Source organism: Kluyvera intermedia, assembly GCF_034424175.1.
GTDB classification, from domain to species: Bacteria; Pseudomonadota; Gammaproteobacteria; order Enterobacterales; family Enterobacteriaceae; genus Kluyvera; species Kluyvera intermedia.
Window position 1 is genome coordinate 1,194,457 of the sequence record NZ_CP139986.1, and the last position, 22,257, is coordinate 1,216,713.

Genomic DNA, 22,257 nt, shown 5'->3' on the forward strand with positions numbered 1-22,257 from the left:
TTCCTCATCCGGCGCAGCACGAAAGCTGCTTCACGTCCTTGCTGAAGGTCTGCGCCGCGAGCTTCAGCCCTTCGACCATGGTCAGGTAGGGGAACAATTGGTCGGCCAGTTCCTGCACGGTCATACGGTTGCGAATGGCGAGCACCGCCGTCTGGATCAGTTCACCCGCTTCCGGGGCCACCGCTTGCACGCCGATGAGCCGTCCGCTACCTTCCTCGATGACCAGCTTGATGAAGCCGCGTGTGTCGAAGTTGGCAAGCGCACGCGGCACGTTATCCAGTGTTAGCAGGCGACTGTCGGTCTCGATCCCGTCGTGATGTGCTTCCGCCTCGCTGTAGCCCACGGTGGCGACCTGCGGGTCGGTGAACACCACGGCCGGCATTGCGGTCAGGTCCAGGGCCGCATCGCCGCCAGTCATGTTGATCGCCGCACGAGTGCCGGCCGCTGCCGCCACATAGACGAACTGCGGCTGGTCGGTGCAGTCGCCGGCCGCGTAGATGTTCGGGCTACTGGTGCGCATGCCCTTGTCGATGACGATGGCCCCCTGCGCATTGACGGCTACCCCCGCCGCTTCCAATGCCAGGCTGCGCGTGTTCGGTGTCCGGCCGGTGGCGACCAGCAGCTTGTCGGCGCGCAATTCACCGTGCGTGGTGGTCAGCACGAATTCACCGTCCATATGGGCGACCTGGCTGGCTTGCGTGTGCTCCAGCACCTCGATGCCCTCGGCACGGAAAGCGGCTGTCACCGCCTCGCCGATGGCCGGGTCTTCACGGAAGAACAAGGTATTGCGCGCCAGGGCCGTGACCTTGCTGCCCAGCCGGGCAAAGGCTTGCGCCAGCTCCAGCGCCACCACCGACGAGCCGATTACGGCAAGGCGTTCGGGAATGGTGTCGCTCGCCAGGGCCTCGGTGGAAGTCCAGTAGGGTGACTCTTTCAAGCCCGGAATCGGCGGGACCGCCGGGCTGGCACCCGTGGCGACCAGGCAGCGGTCGAACATCACGACGCGCTCGCCACCCTCGTTCAAACTAACGATAAGGCTCTGGTCGTCCTTGAAACGCGCTTCACCGTGCAGAACGGTGATGGCTGAATTGCCGTCCAGGATGCCTTCGTACTTAGCATGACGGAGTTCTTCGACACGGGCCTGCTGCTGGGCCAGCAGCCGCTCGCGCAAGATCGTCGGCGGTGTGGGTGGCATGCCGCCGTCGAATGGGCTTTCCCGGCGCAGATGGGCGATGTGGGCGGCGCGGATCATGATCTTGGACGGCACACAACCGACGTTGACGCAGGTGCCGCCGATGGTGCCGCGCTCAATCAGCGTGACCTGCGCGCCTTGCTCGACGGCCTTCAGTGCTGCCGCCATCGCGGCTCCACCGCTACCAATGACGACGACCTGCAACGGGCGTTCGTTGCCACTGGGCTTATCAGCGGCCCCTATCCAGCCGCGCATCTTGTCGAGCAGGCCGGCGCGGTTGTCCGTCGGTGGCGCATCGGCAAGCGTTGCCTCGTAGCCCAGTCCGGCCACGGCGGTAGTCAGCGCATCCGATGACGTGCCCGCCTCAATGGCGAGTTGCGCTGTGCCCTTCGGATAGGACACCAGCGCCGATTGCACGCCGGGCACTTTCTCCAAGGCTTCCTTGACGTGAGCCGCGCACGAGTCGCAGGTCATCCCGGTGATTTTCAGGGTGGTCATGTATTTTTCCTTTTCTGTGGTGGCTACGGCTGTTGCCGTCAGCCACGTTGTTCTGGCAATTCACAGCTGTCCGGCCCGCAGCGGCGATGTGCTGGCGAGATGAAATCCCAGACCGACACCCCAACCATCAAGGCCAGGCCGACATAGAGCAGTCCACCGCTCTGCCAGCCGTAAGCCCGCATTAAAAACACCGCTGCCAGCACCAAGATCGGGCCTATCGTGCCGAGCGCCGTGCGTCGCCACTGTCGATGATTGAGCCAAGCGATAGCATTGGCGAGTAACGCGATGCCGGCGAACATCGGCAGCAGGATGCCAATGAATAGCCCCTCGTACTGGCTCAAGAAGCCCAGTCCGATGGCCGCGCCAAAGCTGGCGATGGCAGGAAAACAGGCGGCGCAGCCCATCGCGGAAACGACGCTGCCGAGCGCGCCGGTTTTGCCAGCGATGCGCGTGATGAGTCCCATGTGTCGCTCCCGAGTTCGGTTAACGGATCAGCGTTTGAGGCTGGACGGATAGCCCGCGTCCTCGGTCGCCTTGGTCAACTTCTGGACGTTGGTCTTGGCATCGTCGAAGGTGACGACGGCCTGGCGCTTGTCGAAACTTACGTCGGTCTTGCTCACGCCCTCAACCTTGGAAAGCGCGTGCTTGACAGTGATCGGGCAAGAGGCGCAGGTCATGCCAGGCACGGACAGCGTGACGGTCTGGGTGGCGGCCCACACGGGGGCAACAACGGCAGCGAGGGCGAGGGCGGCAAACAGTTTTTTCATGATGAACTCCTGTGATTAATAGAAAAATGGCATGACGTAGGGAAATCCGAGCGAGACCAGGACCAGCGCGGCCACGATCCAGAAAATGAGCTTGTAAGTAGCTCGCACTTGGGGAATCGCGCAGACCTCACCCGGTTTGCAGGCTTGCGCCGGGCGGTAGATGCGCCGCCAGGCGAAAAACAGCGCGACCAGCGCTGCGCCGATGAAGATCGGGCGATAGGGTTCCAGCACCGTCAGGTTGCCGATCCATGCCCCGCTGAACCCCAAGGCGATCAAAACCAGCGGCCCCAGGCAGCAGGCCGACGCAAGAATGGCGGCCAGCCCACCGGCGAAGAGCGCGCCGCGCCCGTTTTGTGGTTCAGACTTTTGTGGTTCAGACTTTTGTGGTTCAGACTTTTGTGGTTCAGACATACGCTTGTCCTTTCAAATTTGGTTTGGATAGCTTAAGCTTACTTCCGTAGTTATGTACGGAGTCAAGCGATATGCAAATTAATTTTGAGAATCTGACCATTGGCGTTTTTGCCAAGGCGGCCGGGGTCAATGTGGAGACCATCCGGTTCTACCAGCGCAAGGGCCTGCTGCCGGAGCCAGACAAGCCCTATGGCAGCATTCGCCGCTATGGCGAGGCGGATGTAACACGAGTGCGGTTCGTGAAATCGGCCCAGCGGCTGGGCTTTAGCCTGGACGAAATCGCCGAGCTACTGCGGCTGGAGGATGGCACCCATTGCGAGGAAGCCAGCGGCCTGGCCGAGCACAAGCTCAAGGATGTGCGCGAGAAGATGGCCGACTTGGCACGCATGGAGGCCGTGCTGTCTGAACTGGTGTGCGCCTGCCATGCGCGGAAAGGGAACGTTTCCTGCCCGCTGATTGCGTCACTGCAAGACGGAACGAAGCTCGCTGCATCGGCGCGGGGGAGTCACGGGGTGACTACGCCTTAGCGTGCTTTATTTTCCGAATTCTGAGACGACCCCTATCTGAACATAAAACACTATCAGTAAGTTGGAGTCATTACCGGGCTACTCATATCGACAGGCCAGTGAAGCGATGAATGTGGGTTCTACTACGCTTGAGAGCTGGGTACGCCAGCTCAGGAGAGAGCGCCAGGGGATTACGCCCTCTGCCACACCCATTACTCCAGACCAGCAACGTATCCGCGAGCTGGAAAAGCAGGTTCGCCGTCTGGAGGAGCAAAATACGATATTAAAAAAGGCTACTGTAGATTCAATTGGTCAACGCAACAGTTATGTGAAAACATGGGGTTGCGGAGGTTTTTTGAATGAGACGAACATTTACAGCAGAGGAAAAAGCCTCTGTTTTTGAACTATGGAAGAACGGAACAGGCTTCAGTGAAATAGCGAATATCCTGGGTTCAAAACCCGGAACGATCTTCACCGCGAATTCAACTCTGAAGTGCGACACCCGCCTACGCAGCTCGGAAGTATTCCTCGAACACCTTGCCGGGCTGCCTAAATCCGAGACATTTTCGTGGGCGTAGATTCAACGCTCTTTGCGCCTGTTCTATCTCCTCGTCCGTGACTGTTCTCAAATCCGTTCCCTTCGGGATGTACTGTCGCAGCAATCCGTTGAAGTTTTCGTTCAGCCCTCGCTCCCACGACGAATAGGGATGTGCAAAATAGGTCTTCGCCTCTAGCGCCGCTTCTATTGCCTTGTGCCCGGCAAACTCGCCGCCGTTGTCAAAGGTGATGGTGTGGACGTGCTTGGCATACGGCCTCAGCATCTCGATAATCGCATCCCGGACCTCATCGGCCTGCTTGCTTCGAACTCGTTTCACCAGATAATGACGGCTCTTACGCTCTGCCAACGTCACCAGTACCCCAGTTCCCTGTTTGCCAAGTACCGTGTCCGCCTCCCAGTCGCCAAACCGCTCCCGGCTATCGACAATGGCAGGGCGCTCCTCAATCGAACGTGCATCTTTGATGGGGGAGCACCGGCTACCCGAGCCTTTGCGATAACGCTTATGGCCTTGGCGCAGATAACGATACAGCTGGCCTCCCTGAGCTTTGTTGGTAAGCGTCGTCTCAGCACCGTCTGGCAGATCCTGAAATTCCTGAGAGGATAATGGACACCAAATATGGTGGACGCTATCCATGAAATCATTAACCGCAGTGCGTAAAAAAAGCCCTAATTATCCCGTTGAGTTCAAAATCAAAATGGTTGAACTCTCGCATCGACCAGAGATCTCCGTAGCGCAACTCGCTCGTGAGCATGGGATCAACGATAATTTGCTGTTTAAGTGGCGCCAGTACTGGCGCGAAGGAAAACTACGTCCTCCTTCAACAACAGAAAACAACGTGCCTGAGCTGCTCCCGATAACACTTGATGCCGAAGATGTTGTCCCTGCAACCTCCCCCCGGTCACAACCTGTAGCTGCTGCGGCACCTGAATCACTCAATATCAGCTGTGAAGTGACGTTCCGGCACGGATCACTCCGTCTGAATGGTGCCATCAGCGAAAATATCCTGAACCTGCTGATACGGGAGCTCAAACGTTGATCCCATTACCATCAGGGACAAAGATCTGGCTGGTCGCTGGCATCACCGATATGAGAAACGGCTTCAACGGCCTGGCGGCAAAGGTGCAGACGACGCTGAAAGACGATCCGATGTCAGGTCACGTTTTTATCTTCCGTGGGCGTAATGGCAGTCAGGTAAAGCTCCTCTGGTCTACCGGCGATGGACTGTGTCTGCTGACCAAACGGCTGGAGCGCGGCCGCTTCGCCTGGCCGTCAGCCCGGGATGGCAAAGTGTTCCTCACACCGGCACAGCTGGCGATGCTCCTTGAAGGTATCGACTGGCGGCAGCCTAAAAGACTGCTTACGTCACTGACTATGTTGTAGGCCTCTTTATCCTGGTCGACGCTGAATGAGCCTGGTAATATACCCGGTATGAACAGCTTACTTCCTGACGATATCGATGAACTGAAACGTCTCCTTGCCGAACAGGAGGCGCTGAACCGTGCCCTTCTGGAAAAGCTGAACGAGCGTGAACGCGAAATAGATCACCTGCAGGCGCAACTGGATAAGCTGCGCCGGATGAACTTCGGCAGCCGCTCCGAAAAAGTCTCCCGCCGTATCGCGAAGATGGAAGCCGACCTTAAGCAGTTGCAGAAAGAAAGCGATACCCTTACCGGCCGGGTGGATGACCCGGCCGTGCAGCGCCCGCTGCGGCAGACCCGTACCCGCAAACCGTTCCCTGAATCACTTCCCCGTGACGAAAAACGGCTGCTGCCGGCAGCGTCATGCTGCCCGGAATGTGGTGGTGCGCTGAGTTACCTGGGTGAAGATGCCGCCGAACAGCTGGAGCTGATGCGCAGCGCCTTCCGGGTTATCCGGACAGTACGTGAAAAGCATGCCTGTACTCAGTGCGATGCCATCGTGCAGGCCCCCGCGCCTTCACGGCCCATCGAGCGGGGTATCGCAGGACCGGGGCTGCTGGCCCGCGTGCTGAGTTCAAAGTATGCAGAGCCCACCCCGCTGTACCGCCAGTCTGAAATATACGGCCGCCAGGGTGTGGAGCTGAGCCGCTCACTGCTGTCGGGCTGGGTGGATGCGTGTTGCCGGCTACTGTCACCGCTGGAAGGGGCGCTTCAGGACTATGTGCTGACTGACGGTAAGCTCCATGCTGATGACACGCCTGTCCCGGTGCTGTTGCCAGGTAATAAGAAAACGAAGACCGGGCGGTTGTGGACGTACGTTCGTGACGACCGTAACGCCGGGTCAGAGCTGGCGCCGGCAGTGTGGTTCGCTTACAGCCCGGACAGAAAAGGTATCCACCCGCAGAGCCATCTCGCTGGCTTCAGCGGTGTTCTGCAGGCGGATGCGTACGCCGGGTTCAACGAACTGTACCGCAATGGACAGATAACGGAAGCTGCCTGCTGGGCTCATGCCCGCCGCAAGATCCACGATGTGCACGTTCGCACCCCGTCAGCGCTGACGGAGGAAGCCCTGAAACGGATCGGTGAGTTATATGCCATCGAGGCGGAAATAAGGGGGATGCCGGCGAAGCGACGCCTTGCAGAACGTCAGCAAAAAGCTAAACCGCGGCTGAAATCCCTGGAAAGCTGGCTGCGTGAAAAGGTGAAAACGCTGTCGCGACACTCAGAACTGGCGAAAGCGTTCACGTACGTACTGAACCAGTGGCCGGCGCTGGCTTACTATACTGACGACGGCTGGGCCGAGGCAGATAACAACATAGCTGAGAATGCGCTACGGATGGTCAGCCTGGGCCGCAAAAACTACCTGTTCTTCGGTTCGGATCATGGAGGAGAGCGGGGAGCGCTGCTGTACAGCCTGATCGGGACATGCAAACTGAACGGAGTGGAGCCAGAAAGCTACCTTCGCCATGTGCTTGATGTTATAGCTGACTGGCCGATAAACCGGGTCAGCGAACTGCTCCCCTGGCGCGTAGCATTGCCAAATGAATAACACATCCCCGTCAATACGGTTCTCGCTGCACGCTTACAGTTATCTGGCGTTACGTGACAGTGTTGGTCAGATACTTCCACCTCTTCAGAGTTAAAGTTTGATATATGGGAAAAAAACGCTCCCGGACGGGAGCGTAAGCCAGTGACTTCGGCGTCAAATGAGGGTCTAACAAGTGGAGCTGCGGGTTAATTCTGGGTGATCTGGCTGCGATGCTTTTCAGCCTGCTGCTGATGAATAACGGAAGATTGACCATTATTCGCCTTCTCATGCATAACAGCGGCTTTCTCATGCTCGTTCATTTCGGAAAATGATTTTGCTGTTTCGTTAGAAGCTGCTGGCTTGGATTTCATCATTTTTTTATGCATTTCAGCCATGTCCTGATGGGCAGCAGAATTGCCGTTTTGCATCATTTCATGGGACATTGCGGCCTGATCGTGACCGCTCATATCCATCATTTTCATGCTCTCCCCCTGAACTGCACTTTTTTCAGCGGATGATTGCATCTGATGGGCAGGCGCCTGGGCATTATTTACCTGGTCATGCATGTTCATTGTCTCTGCAGCCCAGGCAGATGAAGCGACAGCCATCATGGCAATAAAGGATACAAGGATCTTTTTCATGGTTGGGTCTCCGGTGTTTTCATACCCGAACAATCAATGCTTATAACAGAGAAAGCATTTGATCTCAGGGCTGGTTGATCATCACGCCAGGAACCGGGCGATTGAATTATCACGCTGTCCTGATTTATGGCTGATTATAAAAAACCGACTCTGTTTATCGCGTGACTGAACGATGACATTTTTGTCACCTTCCGGGTTTCTCCTGAATAACGGTATTAATCCATTAACAGACGCACGCTGAACACAATTTCCCGCCCCTGCTGTTCTGCTGACAGCTCGCCGCCGTGAGCATGAATGATCGATCTTGTAATTGATAATCCCAGCCCCGCGCCTTCCGTGTTGTAGAACCTTGATGAGTCTGCGCGATAGAACCGGTCAAACAAACGTTCCAGATTAGCGGGAACCTGGCCGGACATCGTATTCGTAATCATCACGTTCACACAGTCACTGTCACGCTCAAGGTGTATCGCTGTACAGGTGTTATCGGGAGAATACTTGATTGCATTGGAAAGCAGGTTACTGAAAGCACGTCGGAGCATATCGCTGTCTCCGGCAACAACGCCCTCTCCTTCAACCGTGATTGTCTTTCCTGTTTCGTCTGCCAGGGGCTCGAACAACTCACGTAATTCATTCAGTTCGGCTGCCAGATCCACATCATGTTTATCCAGCCGCAGCAGACCATGCTCTGAACGTGCCAGAAAAAGCATGTCACTGGTCATTCGTGACAACCTTTTCAGTTCTTCCAGGTTAGCGAATAAAATTTCGCGGTAATGCGAAACATCCCTTTCCTTAGCCAGTGCAAACTGCGTCTGCATCATCAGATTACTGACTGGTGTGCGCAGCTCATGCGCGATGTCAGACGAGAAATCTGACAGTTTCCGGAATGCCCCCTCCAGGCGATCAAACATATTATTGAACTCCTGCATGGTCTCAGAGATTTCCGGCGGAGCCAGATCGGGATTTAGACGCTGATCCAGGCTGTGTACAGTCATGGAGGAAGCCAGACTGGTCATTTCCCGTAACGGTTTCAGACCAATACGTGTGGTCAGCCAGCCCAGAAAAACAGAAATAAAGACCAGACCGATATTGAACCAGAACAGCCAGGTACTGAGTTTGTCCATAAACAGGGTGTGATACCCAGTATCCGTGGCAACCGTAATGATGACATGTTTGCTTTTACCCTGTTCCGGCGTCACGGCAACCCGCCGCGAGATACTGCGGTACACGGTGTTATTTTCTTCCGTCTGGATCATATAGTCGAGAATATCACCCGACTTATTAAGCAGGACCGCTGGAACAACAGAATTTTTGGCATAGAGTTCAACAATTTTTTCATTTTCCATGTTTTTTATAGAAATGAATAAACCATTGTGCCCTACCATCGCATCGTTTATTTTTTCTGATAATGACTTAATATCCGTTTTGTTCCGGAACGTCTCTGTTTTAAGAAACTCTTCGGTGAGCTGAAGTTTACCTGTCAGAAAATCGCGGTCCTGATTATCGAAATAGCCATTAAGGGTGCTAATCAGGATAAAACTTGATAACCACCATACCGTAAGCATCACCGCAGAAAAAATCAGGCTCAGGCGTGTGGTCAGGGAAATTTTGAACCTCACTCTTCTCTGATCTCCAGGACATATCCGGCACCGCGAACGGTATGGATCAGTTTTGGCTCAAAGTCATCATCAATTTTACTTCTCAGACGTCTCACGGCGACATCAATCACATTCGTATCACTGTCAAAATTCATGTTCCAGACCAGGGACGAGATAAGACTCCTGGGTAACACTTCTCCGGTGCGTTGCAGCAGCAACTCAAGCAGAACGTATTCTTTACCGGTGAGATGGATCTTCTTCCCCGAACGGATCACGGTCCGGCGCACCATATCAACGGTCATATCGGCGATGGTGCAGACTGTTGCGGCCTGCGAGCGTGCCCGGCGCAGTAGGGTTCTTACACGTGCAACCAGCTCCGTAAAATCAAAGGGCTTAATCAGGTAGTCATCTGCGCCAAGCTCCAGTCCTTTCACTTTGTCCCGCACGTTGTCCTTTGCGGTTAAAAACAGGACCGGTTCTTCGTGCCCGGACTCCCTCAGTGCGCTGATGATTTGCCACCCGTCGAGGAAAGGCAGCATCACGTCCAGTATTATCAAATCATACTGTCCCTTCGACGCGGCCCCGAGACCATCGCGGCCATTATTAAAGAGATCGGCCTGATAGCCTTCCTCAACCAGTCCCTGCTGCAGGTAACGACCTGTTTTTTGTTCGTCTTCAACGATTAAAATACGCTGCATGGTCAACTCGCTGATATGAAAGTAAAAATCTCACGCATGAGCTTTGGCTGTCCCCTAGCTGACCTGAGACGGAGCAAGCATTCCGAGCCACGCTACGGCGCCCAGAATGATAATCGCAACAACGAATTCTGTCAGGATGCTGTTTCGCATCAGGGCAACGCTGCGATCATAATTCCCTTCCCTGACCATAACTTCAAGCCGGGGACCCAGGTGAAACCGGTTTGCTGCAGCCAGAAGAAGCATCAGAACAAACAGAGCCGTCTTGGCAAGCAATATCCTCCCCCAGGAACTGTTGAATAAGGGAGTTAAGTTACCCTCAGCAATATACAGATAGTTGACCAGCGCACTCAGGATCAGGGCTACAACAATCACCGTTCCTGCCGTGGCAAATTTTGCCAGGGAGTCAGATATCACAATGACGCTCTGTGCATTATGCTCGTTTCTGCGCATCAGCAGGATAGCAAATGCAACCAGAGCACCTGTCCAGGCACCTGCAGCGCCGAGATGGGTCAGATCGCTCAGTAAATGGAGATAGTAATGCAGACCGTCATGCATAACGGCGTGTCCTCCCCAGGCAAGTGTAGCCAGCGCCACGCCCCCACTCATCGTCATCAGCAGGCAGGACAATACTCTCTTATTAGTGTAAAGGAACAAAGCACCGAGTGTGGTAAACAGGGCACAGAGCCTGACAATCCAGCTAATACCCACATCAGTTTCTTCTATCACCATCTCGATAACATGGATGGATAATTCTCTGAGGTCAGTTACTCCACTCATGGCATTAGATACCAGGAGCATATTAATGCCAGTAAGAATGATGCCTGTAACAACAGCAAAGGTTATAAACGACCTGAAATTAGTCAGGTTATAGGTTTCATGTCTGACACCACTTATTCCATATATCTGAAAAAATGGCAATCCAAATATTACCATCAAATCCAGATAAAGAAGAAAACGAATAACAATCATAATCAGGTCGTTCATAATATTACTTCACTGTAAAGGTGTAATTACCGGTAATAGGGTGCGTATCTGAAGAAACCGCGCGCCAGTCAACACGATAAGTGCCAGCGGGTAAAGGCTCTCGCGGAATAATGACCATCGATTTAGGGTCAGCGCCTGGCGCCACTTTTGCCGCGACCGGCATCGGAGAATGTGATGACATGCCTTTCATACCCGTCATCGTTAATTTTGCACCTGAGAATTTCACGGTCAGATTTTCCGAGAAATTAAGCTGAATCTTTTCCGGGGCCGCTACGGCTGAATCAGCCTGTGGCACAGAGCTTTTTAATTCCGGATGGGCCATAGCAGAGAAAGGGTAATGACTCCAACTTACTGATAGTGTTTTATGTTCAGATAATGCCCGATGACCTTGTCATGCAGCTCCACCGATTTTGAGAACGACAGTGACTTCCGTCCCAGCCTTGCCAGATGTTGTCTCAGATTCAGGTTATGTCGCTCAATGCGCTGAGTGTAACGCTTGCTGATAACGTGCAGCTTTCCCTTCAGGCGTGATTCATACAGCGGCCAGCCATCCGTCATCCATACCACGACCTCAAAGGCCGACAGCAGGCTCAGAAGACGCTCCAGTGTGGCCAGAGTGCGTTCACCGAAGACGTGCGCCACAACCGTCCTCCGTATCCTGTCATACGCGTAAAACAGCCAGCGCTGACGTGATTTAGCACCGACGTAGCCCCACTGTTCGTCCATTTCAGCGCAGACAATCACATCACTGCCCGGTTGTATGCGCCAGGTTACCGACTGCGGCCTGAGTTTTTTAAGTGACGTAAAACCGTGTTGAGGCCAACGCCCATAATGCGTGCACTGGCGCGACATCCGACGCCATTCATGGCCATATCAATGATTTTCTGGTGCGTACCGGGCTGAGAGGCGGTGTAAGTGAACTGTAGTTGCCATGTTTTACGGCAGTGAGAGCAGAGATAGCGCTGATGTCCGGCAGTGCTTTTGCCGTTACGCACCACGCCTTCAGTAGCGGAGCAGGAAGGACATCTGATGGAAATGGAAGCCACGCAAGCACCTTAAAATCACCATCATACACTAAATCAGTAAGTTGGCAGCATTACCGCTCGCTCCTTGGTCTTGAGTTCAGGTCTAAATCTTGTGAGTGAAAATTAAACACTCATACGTCCACCCAGTTTTATTTACTGTGTTGTTAGCCAATATATTGGATACTATGCCCAAGTGACTCAACTCTGAATTCTGTATCTTGAAGTCACTTGGAGATATGGCAATAGTGCATTATTGAAGGAAATAGGTAATGAGTAAAAAAATGACCATGGCTGAGATTTCAAGGCAGCTTGGAATTTCAACAATGACTGTGTCGCGTTACTTTAATGGCGGTTATGTCTCGGAAGAGAACCGCCTTAAAATTGATGCCATCGTCAAAGAGAGTCATTACACGCCTAATATATTTGCTCGCTCCATTCGTAGCCAATCCAATATTATTGGTTTCATCGCGCCTCGTATTGAGTCATATACGACCAGTTTAGTGATTAAAGGGGCGCTGGCTGCTGCCAATGAATCACAAGTACGAATGCTGTTTCATGCCACAGGGTTTAACCATGAGTCAGAATGCCAAGCTGTGAGAGAGTTTAACGGCTTAAATGCATTGGGCACGATTATTATTGCGTCAAAGCACAGTGTCGAAGAGACTTTTTATCGAACCTTAGACAATGTGGTATTTATTGGCAAAAATACCCCCCACCATTGCTGTTTATATTACCCCGATCATGCAGCGATTAAAGCCCTCGTCTCCCACACCATCACTCAGTTAAAACAGCAGCAGGCACCGCTGGCTGCCGTACATTATATTTATGATGAGCGTATGCTTTCTAGCCGCACTAAGTTGATGCAAGCCACTATTACCGACACCGTCCCTGAGTTGAATTTATCACTACAAGCCCTAGCCAACTCGGAGGACAAAGCTGGCTATCAGGCCGTTCAATTACAGCCTAATCATGTCTACTTTTGTGCCACCGATAATATTGCCATTCGTTTATATCGTCGCGCCAAAGAACAGCAACTCAAGATCGGTCATAACGTATGGATTGTAGGCATGGGTGACTATGACTACAGCGATTTGTTAGTCCCGAGCCTGACGACTGTCGCTTTTAACTACTATCAAGTGGGCTACCAAGCTGTCAAAAAATTGCTCAAGCGCGATTTCAGTTCTGTTGAAGGCACATTCGACATAAAGATGAGAGAAAGCTCACAATTCCTCTGAAATTGTGTTGAGTCCAAATCGGTTCTACTTAACTATATATGTTAACGATAACACATATAGTATAACCGATGACACTCGCTCCTAATATGCACTCAAAACCACTCGCGTGGTGGAAGAAAGCAACCGCCTACCAAATTTATCCCCGTAGTTTTTATGATACAAACCAGGACGGTATTGGTGACATCAATGGCATCATTGCTAAGCTCGATTATCTTGCTGATTTGGGCATTGATTTAATATGGATTTGCCCATTCTATGCATCACCTAATGATGATAACGGGTACGATATTAGTGACTATCAAGCGATTCATCCTGACTTTGGAACCCTTGAGGATGTGGATGAACTAATCAGTGCTGCTCATAAACGTGGCATTCGCATTATTATGGATTTAGTGATCAACCACACTAGCGACGAGCACCCATGGTTCATTGAATCTCGAGATAACAAAAATAGCCCTAAGCGCGATTGGTATATTTGGCGTGATGGTTGTGAGCCTACCGCTGAAAAACCGACTTGCGACCCAAACAACTGGGAAAGTATTTTTCATGGCAGCGCATGGGAATATGATAAAAAAACTGCACAGTACTACTTGCACCTATTTTCAAAAAAACAACCTGATCTGAATTGGGAAAATCCTGAAGTTAAACAAGCACTATTTAAAATGATTTATTGGTGGTTGGAGCGTGGTATTGATGGCTTCCGTGTGGATGCAATTAGCCATATTCAGAAACAACCAGGTTTACCTTCTTTACCCAATCCAAAGGGTGAAAAGTATGTCTCTTCGTTTGATTATCATATGAATGTGGCAGGGATTGAAAAACATCTGCATGAGTTAAAAGAGCAGGCGTTTGATCCCTTTAACATAGTGACAGTTGGTGAGGCTAATGGGGTGACTGCCGACAATGCATTACTTTGGGTTGCCGAAGCGACCGAGCACGATCAAGGCGGTGTTTTCAACATGATTTTTCAGTTTGAACACATGAAGCTATGGTCGGAAGAACAAAGCAACGTGCCTTTAGATCTAGTGGAGTTCAAACGCATTTTATCGCGTTGGCAAGATGCATTAGAAGGTAAAGGCTGGAATGCGCTTTATTTAGAAAACCACGATCAAGCTCGTAGCATTGATACTTTTGCCGACCCTACCTCTAGGTATGCCAGTGCTACCGCGTTAGCGAGTTGTTATTTCTTGATGAAAGGAACTCCGTTTATTTATCAGGGCCAAGAGATTGGTATGGTAAATCATCAGTTTACTTCTCTTGATGAATTTAATGATGTGTCTGCTAGAAATTTAATTCAAAAGCTATCTCAACAAGGTCAAAGCGATGCAGACATCTTAGCCTTGTTAAATCAAGTATCTCGCGACCACAGTCGCTTGCCAATGCAATGGAATGCGCAGGATTTTGCCGGTTTTTCTGAGGTGCAACCTTGGTTCTCCGTCAATCAACAGTACGCAGATATCAATGTTGAGCAACAACAGAAAGATCCAAATTCGATTTTGAGTTTCTATAAGCAGCTGATTGCTCTGCGTAAGTCAAATGTAAGTTTAGTGGTTGGCCGCTATCAATTGCTGCTACCTAACGACCCTAATATCTATGCTTATCAACGTGTTGCACAAGATATGACATGGACCATTATTACCAATTTAAGTCCACAAGAGAGCATCGTTGATATCGACCGCATGCAATTAGGCGAGTTAATGCTTGATAATCAGAATGTCAACAATGAACACGTTCGCTCAGATTTTATAGCGACGCAAATTGCCCCACCTTATGCTGCGTATATATTTGCAAGAAAGCACTAAATTATATTTATCGCAGGGCCTTGATAAGGCTACCCTGCATTTAAACCAAGGAATCATTTATGAGTCAGTTACTATCTTTTGATTTTTGGCAACGATTTGGGAAATCCCTTATCGTTGTTATCGCGGTGATGCCAGCCGCTGGTATCATGATATCACTCGGTAAAGTTGTCGCAATGTATGCTGGTGGTATTGGTGCCATTGAAACACTAGGCGCTATTATGGAAAACATAGGCTGGGGGATCATAGTTAATCTTCACCTATTATTTGCTGTCGCTATTGGTGGATCATGGGCTAAAGAACGTGCAGGAGGAGCATTTGCCGCGCTGATCGCCTTCATCTTAATTAACCGTATCACTGGGGTTATATTAGGCGTGGATAACGCTATGCTCAGTGATCCCGAGGCGGTTGTGATGAGCCTATTTGGTTCTGAGCTACCTGTCTCTCAATTCTTCACTAATATTTTGGGTGCTCCTGCTCTAAATATGGGTGTGTTTATCGGTATTATGTCTGGCTATTTAGGTGCCAACTTATTTAACCGTTATCATGACTTCGCTCGCTTACCTCAGGCATTAGCATTTTTCAACGGTAAGCGTTTTGTACCTTTTGTTGTTATTTTCTATTCGATGATTATTGCGTTTGCTTTATCAATCGTATGGCCTTTAATTCAAGGTGCGCTTAATGATTTTGGTCAATGGATTGCAACCTCTAAAGACACTGCGCCGATCACTGCTCCTTTCTTGTATGGTACGTTAGAGCGCTTATTACTGCCATTTGGTTTACACCACACTTTAACTATTCCAATGAATTACACCGAGTTGGGTGGTACTTATGAGCTTTTAACAGGGGTGAATGCGGGGGCAAGTGTTTATGGTCAAGATCCACTATGGCTTGCTTGGGTTAGCGATTTAAATAATCTTAAATTAAGCGATCCGACAACTTACCAACATCTATTAGATACGGTGCATCCAGCACGTTTTAAAGCGGGCCAAGTTATTATCGCAGCGTCTTCATTGATTGGTATTGGACTTGCGATGTATCACTGTGTTGATAGTGATAAGCGCGCACAATACAAGCCAATGTTTTTATCTGCGTGTCTTGCTGTGTTATTAACCGGTGTGACAGAGCCTATTGAATTCATGTTTATGTTTATTGCTCCTGTTTTGTATGTTGCGCATGCGGTATTAACAGGGATTGCATTTGCGTTGGTCGATGTGATGGACCTACGTATACATGCCTTTGGTTTGATTGAGTTACTCACTCGTATACCTATGATGGTTTCAGCGGGAATCGGTGGTGATTTGGTTCGCTTCGCATTGGTTTCTATTGTTTTCTTTGGTGTTAACTATGGATTATTCCGTGTGCTCATTGTCAAATTTAAATTGCCAACACCGGGCCGTATGGGTAACTACCTCGATGAAAGTTCAGAATCCATGTCAGAAGATGAGAAGATGGACATTATTATTCAGAATTTAGGTGGCCGTGCCAATATTGTTGAGATTGATGCTTGTATGACTCGCTTGCGCATTACAGTTAATGACCCGCAGTTGGTTGCTGAATATGCATTATGGAAGCCGACAGGAGCACTTGGTGCTGTAATTAAAGAACAGGGAGTACAAGTTATTTATGGTCCAGGAGTGGATGTCATTAAATCTAGATTAGTTGAGAAGTTTTCAGCACAACCTGCGTAATTCATTCTCTACCCTAGATAAAATAACCTCGAGAAACGCAGCCTTGAGCTGCGTTTAACTCGCTACAATGAATAAGTGAATAATAAATGAAGTTAATGACGCTAAATACCCATAGTTGGCAAGAAGAGAAACAACTAGAAAAGTTGGATGTGGTAGCGCAAGCCATTATCGAGCAAGGGTGCGATGTCGTTGCATTACAGGAAGTGAATCAACATCAAAATAGCTCGGCTGTTGATGCCAATATATTAACTAATCACACCGTGCTCGCTGATAACTATGGATATTTATTACAGAAAAAACTCATGGAATACGGCTATCACTACCAACTTACATGGGATTTCGTTCATCAAAGTTATGACGTATATCAAGAGGGACTGGCATTCTTGACGCGACTGCCGATTGTCGAGCATGAGGTCATTGACCTAAGTGATAACTATGATGTGAACTTTTGGAAACATAGGCGAGCAGTGCGTATTAAGGTCACTTCTCAACGAGGTGATTTCAATCTTTATAATTGTCATTGCGGCTGGTGGAGTGACTCAGAGAGCTCATTTGAGGACCAGTTCAACAGAATAAAGGCAACATTATCAACAGAGTTGAGCTTTCTATTAGGCGATTTCAACAACCCAAGCCATATACGCAATGAAGGTTATGATTATGTATTACAGTGCGGTTTGATAGATTGTTATGAAATAGCAGAAATAAAAGACTCCGGAACTACTGTAATTAAAAATATTGACGGTTGGGAACAAAATAGCCAAGCGCTACGCATTGATTTGGTTCTTAGTAATCAACCGATGGTGGTAAAGCAGCATCAGGTGATTTTTAATAACGATTTTTATCCGGTTGTATCGGATCACTTTGGGGTTCTGGTGGAAGTAGACATTATTTAATGTTTATTCATAGACTAAACCGGTAATGACTCCAACTTACTGATAGTGTTTTATGTTCAGATAATGCCCGATGACCTTGTCATGCAGCTCCACCGATTTTGAGAACGACAGTGACTTCCGTCCCAGCCTTGCCAGATGTTGTCTCAGATTCAGGTTATGTCGCTCAATGCGCTGAGTGTAACGCTTGCTGATAACGTGCAGCTTTCCCTTCAGGCGTGATTCATACAGCGGCCAGCCATCCGTCATCCATACCACGACCTCAAAGGCCGACAGCAGGCTCAGAAGACGCTCCAGTGTGGCCAGAGTGCGTTCACCGAAGACGTGCGCCACAACCGTCCTCCGTATCCTGTCATACGCGTAAAACAGCCAGCGCTGACGTGATTTAGCACCGACGTAGCCCCACTGTTCGTCCATTTCAGCGCAGACAATCACATCACTGCCCGGTTGTATGCGCCAGGTTACCGACTGCGGCCTGAGTTTTTTAAGTGACGTAAAACCGTGTTGAGGCCAACGCCCATAATGCGTGCACTGGCGCGACATCCGACGCCATTCATGGCCATATCAATGATTTTCTGGTGCGTACCGGGCTGAGAGGCGGTGTAAGTGAACTGTAGTTGCCATGTTTTACGGCAATGAGAGCAGAGATAGCGCTGATGTCCGGCAGTGCTTTTGCCGTTACGCACCACGCCTTCAGTAGCGGAGCAGGAAGGACATCTGATGGAAATGGAAGCCACGCAAGCACCTTAAAATCACCATCATACACTAAATCAGTAAGTTGGCAGCATTACCGATGTCGTAAAAGAAAATGCCTACCTTTCAGCCACCCGCTCGGGGCTGGAATCGAACGAGATCGCTACTCTTCAGCGCTCCTTGCCTTCCCGGTTTAATCTGCGGCATTTGAAAAAAAATGAATCATTAAAACTCGTACTGCAAAAGAAAGCGGGAAAATCACGTGTCGTGGCCTATAAATTTACGTCCGGTTCATTTAATTACACGGCGTATCGTATATCAGATAAAAAGTTCTATAACCTTTCCGATACTTCCGGGAAAGGCAGTCTCGATTATCCGTTACCGGCCACAGCAAGACTCAGTTCGCCTTTCAATCCTGCAAGACTTAACCCGGTATCGGGAAAAGTGAGTCCCCATAATGGCATTGATTATTCCATGCCCATGAACACGAAAATAGTCAGCGTCATCGACGGAAAAATCACCCGGGCCGAATACAACAGTACCATGGGATATTTTGTTGAAGTAACGGGAAAAGCCGGTGTTAAAACTCGCTATCTCCACCTCAATAAAATACTCGTTACTAAAGGGGCCAGGGTTACCCGGGGAGACGCTATTGCGTTATCCGGTAACAGCGGACGTTCATCCGGTCCTCATCTGCATTACGAGCTGGTCATCAATAACAATCCTGTTAACTCACTGGCGTTCCGGACGGCGGCACCCGCTGATAACAAACTCGAACAGCATGCCTTTGCGCATGCCAGAGACTACGAACGATACCTGGACTGATAACGGGACCGCGACGCGGTCCCGTCTGCCGGATTAATTTTTTTTATCGTTTTCACTTCCGTGATGTTGATGATCTCCATGCCCCCCGTGACCGTGGAAAAGATGCATGAGCGGACAAAGCAGCAGTAACAGATATGGCCAGTAGCCTGCCACATGTGACCAGTGTTCGCGCAGGAGAGCAAATGCCGCAATCGCGGCGACAGCAATAAGCGCATAGGTGGTACTTTTCATACCGGACTCCTTCTGTTCGTAACTGACCCTTCACTCAGGGTTATTTCCCGAGCCTGACACTTTTCAGACGCAACGCATTCACAATGACGCTGACGGAGGAAAGAGCCATGGCCGCCGCCGCAATAACTGGCGACAGCAGTATTCCATACACAGGATAAAGCAGACCTGCAGCCACAGGCACGCCAAGTGCGTTGTAGATAAATGCAAAAAACAGATTCTGTCGGATATTTTTCATGGTGATTTCTGACAGATGACGGGCCCTGTTCAGTATCATCAAGTCGCCTTTGAGAAGGGTGACTCCGGCACTTTCAATTGCCACATCTGTACCCGTTCCCATGGCTATACCCACGTCAGCCGCTGCCAGCGCCGGGGCATCATTCACACCGTCTCCGGCCATCGCAACCACATGGCCAGACGCTTTCAGTCGGGTTATCACTGCTTTTTTGCCATCCGGCAGAATTCCGGCTTCAACCTCATCTATTCCCAGTTTCCGTGCGACTGCTTCAGCAGTAAGCTGGTTATCCCCGGTGAGCATAACAATGCGGATCCCCGCCTGACGCAAAGCTTTAAGCGCATCCGGCGTGGTTGTTTTCACGGGATCCGAGATAGCTATCAGGCCTGCAAGGTCCCCGTCTGTGGCCACATAGATAACGGTAGCGCCTTCCATCCGCAACGTATCCGCAACGGCCTTTTGATTATCAATAACGATACTGTTTTCCTGCATAGCCAGTTCATTACCAATAACAACCCGTTGACCTTCGACATCGCCTGAGACACCTTTACCCGACGGTGCATCGAAATGAGTGACTGCGGGTATTGCGATCCCCTTTTCCTGTGCTGCTTTAACTACTGCCATACCCAGCGGATGCTGCGAGCCTTTTTCCACTGCGGCTGTTACACGCAAAAGAGATGTTTCCCCACCCGGATTGAGACTGATAATCCCTGTCACCGTAGGCGAACCTTCCGTGAGCGTGCCTGTTTTGTCGACAACCAGCGTGTCCACTTTTTCAAGACGCTCAAGGGCTTCGGCATTCCTGATTAACACCCCGGCCTGGGCTCCTTTGCCCACCCCCACCATTATCGACATCGGCGTGGCCAGCCCCAGCGCGCAGGGACAGGCAATAATCAGGACCGACACAGCCGCAATGAGACCGTGCGCCATCCTGGGCTCGGGCCCCCAGACAGACCAGATCACGAAAGCAACAACCGCGATAAGTATCACCAGAGGAACAAACCAGCCTGAAACGCTGTCAGCCATTCTCTGGATGGGGGCACGCGAACGCTGTGCATCAGCGACCATCTGAACAATTCGTGAGAGCATTGTTTCATCACCGACTTTCTCTGCACGGATGATGAGACTCCCTGTCTGATTAATGGTCCCCCCGATGACAGGGTCACCCTCCGTTTTGGTAACCGGCATAGATTCCCCGGTCACCATCGATTCATCAACGGTTGTTTTGCCTTCGATCACAATACCGTCGACCGGAATACTCTCTCCTGGTCTGATGCGGAGCTTATCGCCAGGCAGAACATCTTCCGCATTAATATCCGTTTCATGACCGTCATGATCCAGCCGCCTGGCGGTTTTGGGGGCAAGATTCAGTAGTGCAGTAATGGCACCTGAGGTTTGTTCCCGTGCCCGCAGCTCAAGAACCTGTCCCAGCAGAACAAGCACCGTAATAACTGCTGCGGCTTCAAAATAAACGGCCACCAGGCCATCCATGTTTCTGAACGATGCAGGAAACCAGGAGGGGAAGACGGTTGCAATGACGCTGTACACCCAGGCTACGCCGGTGCCCATTGCAACAAGGGTAAACATATTCAGGGAGCGGTTACGTAACGACATTCCGGCCCGGGCGAAGAATGGCCAGCCACACCACAACACGACAGGAGAGGCCAGAAGCAGCTGCAGCCATGTGTTGTACTGTGGCGGTACTGTATTCCTCAAGGCGGGAAACAGATGAGATCCCATTTCGAGTACCAGAACCGGAAACGCCAGCAACAACCCCAGCCAGAAGCGTCTTGTCATGTCGCGAAGTTCATCACTTGGCCCCGTGGATGCCGTAGCTACGAGCGGCTCCAGTGCCATTCCACAGACAGGACAGCTTCCGGGACCACTGCGGCGTATCTCCGGGTGCATCGGACATGTCCACACACCTTCAGAATTCTCTTTCTCCGCCTGGTGGTGAGGCTGTTTTATCTGATCAGGGCTGACTTCGTGATGATCGTGGTGATGGTGATGGGAATGTTCACTGGCATCTTCGGTAAGATAACGATCGGGATGGGCTTTAAATTTACTCTCACAGCTGGCGGAGCAGAAATAAAGTTGATGGTCCTGGTATCGAATGCTGCTGTGCGCCCTGTCGGGCAGGATGGCCATCCCGCACACGGGATCTCTCACCTTATGCAATACGTGGCCCTCGTCCGGGGATAATGTCTGCTCAGAAGCAGTCTGGTTGTTGTGTTGCACTGCATTGTCATTTTTCACAGTAACTCTCCTTATGCATACCGAAGCATCTTCTGTCTTCAGGGTATGTCATGGATGCGATTACCACGAATATCGCCGGCACAGGAGTGCCTGCTACCGGCGTCCCGTTATCAGCCGTTCCGCTGACTATTCGATTCGCTGGAAGACTTTTTTACTTCCATCCGGTGAGAATGCGATAACATCGTAAGCCTCTTTTCGGGCTCCCATCTCCATTCCAGGACTTCCTGCTGGCATACCGGGGGTGGCGAGACCGTATATACCCGAACCAGACTGCATTGCCTTATGTATCGTTGTCGCAGGCACATGGCCTTCAATGATCAAATTACCGGCAACCGCGGTATGACAACTTCGTAGTCCTGCAGGAATAGCATGCTTTTCTTTCAGGGCTGACAGCGCCTGATCATTCATGACGTGAGTTCGTACTTCAAACCCGTCTTTTTCCATCGCCTTGCCCCACAGGGAACAACAGCCACAGTTTTCAGATTTGTACATATCAATCACTTTTTCACTCGCCATTGCGGGCAGTGAAAGGCCGAGAGCCAGGGCCACCAGGACCACTTTTTTCATACTCACCTCTGTATA

22 protein-coding genes and 4 pseudogenes are annotated in these 22,257 nt (G+C 50.8%); 11 read left to right on the plus strand and 15 right to left on the minus strand.

Annotated elements, in window-relative coordinates; translation table 11 throughout:
* Positions 1–4: 4 nt before the first annotated feature.
* The 4 genes from merA to merT are packed head-to-tail and all read right to left on the minus strand — an operon-like array spanning position 5 to position 2,868.
* Positions 5–1,690, minus strand: coding sequence for a mercury(II) reductase (merA, locus tag U0026_RS05765; protein WP_000209296.1), 1,686 nt, complete (start codon positions 1,688–1,690; stop codon positions 5–7).
* Positions 1,691–1,728: 38 nt separating this feature from the next.
* On the minus strand, positions 1,729–2,154 hold the full coding sequence (gene merC, locus U0026_RS05770; protein WP_000522996.1) for an organomercurial transporter MerC: 426 nt from the start codon (positions 2,152–2,154) through the stop codon (positions 1,729–1,731).
* Between the two features lie 27 nt (positions 2,155–2,181).
* Positions 2,182–2,457 carry a mercury resistance system periplasmic binding protein MerP gene (merP, locus tag U0026_RS05775; protein ID WP_000732275.1) on the minus strand — a complete coding sequence of 92 codons (276 nt, stop codon included), beginning with the start codon at positions 2,455–2,457 and terminating at the stop codon, positions 2,182–2,184.
* A 15-nt stretch (positions 2,458–2,472) separates the two neighbouring features.
* Positions 2,473–2,868, minus strand: a complete 396-nt coding sequence (merT, locus tag U0026_RS05780) for a mercuric ion transporter MerT (RefSeq protein WP_001294653.1) — start codon at positions 2,866–2,868, stop codon at positions 2,473–2,475.
* A gap of 71 nt (positions 2,869–2,939) precedes the next feature.
* Between merT and merR the strand changes: the two genes are divergently transcribed.
* The 3 genes and pseudogenes from merR to U0026_RS05795 form a co-directional block, all read left to right on the plus strand.
* Positions 2,940–3,395 carry an Hg(II)-responsive transcriptional regulator gene (gene merR / locus U0026_RS05785; protein ID WP_001166628.1) on the plus strand — a complete coding sequence of 152 codons (456 nt, stop codon included), beginning with the start codon at positions 2,940–2,942 and terminating at the stop codon, positions 3,393–3,395.
* A gap of 76 nt (positions 3,396–3,471) precedes the next feature.
* Positions 3,472–3,666: pseudogene (locus U0026_RS05790) on the plus strand (transposase); the annotation flags it as partial.
* 67 nt (positions 3,667–3,733) lie between these two features.
* Positions 3,734–3,850: pseudogene (locus U0026_RS05795) on the plus strand (IS30 family transposase); the annotation flags it as partial.
* Positions 3,851–3,880: 30 nt separating this feature from the next.
* On the opposite strand, the pseudogene U0026_RS05800 reads toward U0026_RS05795, so the two are convergent.
* Positions 3,881–4,483: pseudogene (locus tag U0026_RS05800) on the minus strand (IS30 family transposase); the annotation flags it as partial.
* 82 nt (positions 4,484–4,565) lie between these two features.
* Between U0026_RS05800 and tnpA the strand changes: the two are divergent.
* The 3 genes from tnpA to U0026_RS05815 are packed head-to-tail and all read left to right on the plus strand — an operon-like array spanning position 4,566 to position 6,901.
* A complete protein-coding gene (tnpA, locus tag U0026_RS05805) occupies positions 4,566–4,970 on the plus strand; it encodes an IS66-like element accessory protein TnpA (RefSeq protein WP_003031976.1) in 405 nt (134 codons plus the stop codon).
* Complete coding sequence (tnpB, locus tag U0026_RS05810) at positions 4,967–5,314, plus strand: IS66 family insertion sequence element accessory protein TnpB (RefSeq protein WP_000612626.1); 348 nt, start codon at positions 4,967–4,969, stop codon at positions 5,312–5,314. The genes tnpA and tnpB overlap by 4 nt, the downstream gene beginning before the upstream one ends.
* Positions 5,315–5,362: 48 nt before the next feature.
* Complete coding sequence (locus U0026_RS05815; RefSeq protein ID WP_062779763.1) at positions 5,363–6,901, plus strand: IS66-like element ISKpn24 family transposase; 1,539 nt, start codon at positions 5,363–5,365, stop codon at positions 6,899–6,901.
* 185 nt (positions 6,902–7,086) lie between these two features.
* On the opposite strand, the gene pcoE is transcribed toward U0026_RS05815, so the two are convergent.
* The 6 genes and pseudogenes from pcoE to U0026_RS05845 all read right to left on the minus strand — a co-directional run bounded on the left by pcoE (position 7,087) and on the right by U0026_RS05845 (position 11,844).
* Complete coding sequence (pcoE, locus tag U0026_RS05820) at positions 7,087–7,521, minus strand: copper resistance system metallochaperone PcoE (RefSeq protein ID WP_038633679.1); 435 nt, start codon at positions 7,519–7,521, stop codon at positions 7,087–7,089.
* Positions 7,522–7,736: 215 nt separating this feature from the next.
* Complete coding sequence (pcoS, locus tag U0026_RS05825; RefSeq protein ID WP_002436614.1) at positions 7,737–9,137, minus strand: copper resistance membrane spanning protein PcoS; 1,401 nt, start codon at positions 9,135–9,137, stop codon at positions 7,737–7,739.
* Positions 9,134–9,814, minus strand: coding sequence for a copper response regulator transcription factor PcoR (gene pcoR / locus U0026_RS05830; RefSeq protein ID WP_001188930.1), 681 nt, complete (start codon positions 9,812–9,814; stop codon positions 9,134–9,136). Before pcoR ends, pcoS begins: the two co-directional genes overlap by 4 nt.
* Before the next feature lie 54 nt (positions 9,815–9,868).
* Positions 9,869–10,747 carry a copper resistance inner membrane protein PcoD gene (gene pcoD, locus U0026_RS05835; protein ID WP_229692861.1) on the minus strand — a complete coding sequence of 293 codons (879 nt, stop codon included), beginning with the start codon at positions 10,745–10,747 and terminating at the stop codon, positions 9,869–9,871.
* A 55-nt stretch (positions 10,748–10,802) separates the two neighbouring features.
* Positions 10,803–11,129, minus strand: a pseudogene (gene pcoC, locus U0026_RS05840) (copper resistance system metallochaperone PcoC); the annotation flags it as partial.
* A 17-nt stretch (positions 11,130–11,146) separates the two neighbouring features.
* Positions 11,147–11,844, minus strand: a protein-coding gene (locus tag U0026_RS05845) for an IS1 family transposase (RefSeq protein WP_223289738.1) whose coding sequence is annotated in 2 segments (ribosomal slippage) — positions 11,147–11,595 and positions 11,595–11,844 — 699 coding nt in all. Because the reading frame shifts where the segments join, the coding sequence is not laid out codon by codon here.
* A 248-nt stretch (positions 11,845–12,092) separates the two neighbouring features.
* On the opposite strand from U0026_RS05845, the gene U0026_RS05850 reads away from it, so the two are divergent.
* The 4 genes from U0026_RS05850 (at position 12,093) to U0026_RS05865 (ending at position 17,441) form a co-directional block, all read left to right on the plus strand.
* Complete coding sequence (locus tag U0026_RS05850) at positions 12,093–13,058, plus strand: LacI family DNA-binding transcriptional regulator (RefSeq protein WP_045332106.1); 966 nt, start codon at positions 12,093–12,095, stop codon at positions 13,056–13,058.
* 68 nt (positions 13,059–13,126) lie between these two features.
* Entirely contained in the window at positions 13,127–14,860 is a 1,734-nt protein-coding gene (locus tag U0026_RS05855) for a glycoside hydrolase family 13 protein (RefSeq protein WP_062779822.1), read from the plus strand.
* A 59-nt stretch (positions 14,861–14,919) separates the two neighbouring features.
* A complete protein-coding gene (locus U0026_RS05860) occupies positions 14,920–16,548 on the plus strand; it encodes a PTS transporter subunit IIBC (protein ID WP_062779820.1) in 1,629 nt (542 codons plus the stop codon).
* A gap of 86 nt (positions 16,549–16,634) precedes the next feature.
* The gene (locus U0026_RS05865; protein ID WP_073971254.1) at positions 16,635–17,441 is read left to right on the plus strand and encodes an endonuclease/exonuclease/phosphatase family protein; all 807 of its coding nucleotides are present in this window, start codon (positions 16,635–16,637) and stop codon (positions 17,439–17,441) included.
* A gap of 36 nt (positions 17,442–17,477) precedes the next feature.
* Here the strand turns inward: U0026_RS05865 and U0026_RS05870 are convergent.
* A protein-coding gene (locus U0026_RS05870; RefSeq protein ID WP_223289738.1) for an IS1 family transposase occupies positions 17,478–18,175 on the minus strand; the annotation gives its coding sequence in 2 pieces (ribosomal slippage) (positions 17,478–17,926 and positions 17,926–18,175; 699 coding nt in all).
* A gap of 49 nt (positions 18,176–18,224) precedes the next feature.
* Between U0026_RS05870 and U0026_RS05875 the strand changes: the two genes are divergently transcribed.
* Complete coding sequence (locus U0026_RS05875; protein ID WP_126440988.1) at positions 18,225–18,956, plus strand: peptidoglycan DD-metalloendopeptidase family protein; 732 nt, start codon at positions 18,225–18,227, stop codon at positions 18,954–18,956.
* A 33-nt stretch (positions 18,957–18,989) separates the two neighbouring features.
* Here the strand turns inward: U0026_RS05875 and U0026_RS05880 are convergent, their stop codons facing one another.
* The 3 genes from U0026_RS05880 to U0026_RS05890 form a co-directional block, all read right to left on the minus strand.
* On the minus strand, positions 18,990–19,187 hold the full coding sequence (locus tag U0026_RS05880; protein ID WP_004388331.1) for a DUF2933 domain-containing protein: 198 nt from the start codon (positions 19,185–19,187) through the stop codon (positions 18,990–18,992).
* A 40-nt stretch (positions 19,188–19,227) separates the two neighbouring features.
* Positions 19,228–21,675, minus strand: a complete 2,448-nt coding sequence (gene silP, locus U0026_RS05885) for an Ag(+)-translocating P-type ATPase SilP (RefSeq protein WP_049042645.1) — start codon at positions 21,673–21,675, stop codon at positions 19,228–19,230.
* Between the two features lie 126 nt (positions 21,676–21,801).
* The gene (locus U0026_RS05890) at positions 21,802–22,242 is read right to left on the minus strand and encodes a DUF411 domain-containing protein (protein ID WP_009654300.1); all 441 of its coding nucleotides are present in this window, start codon (positions 22,240–22,242) and stop codon (positions 21,802–21,804) included.
* Between the last annotated feature and the right edge of the window lie 15 nt (positions 22,243–22,257).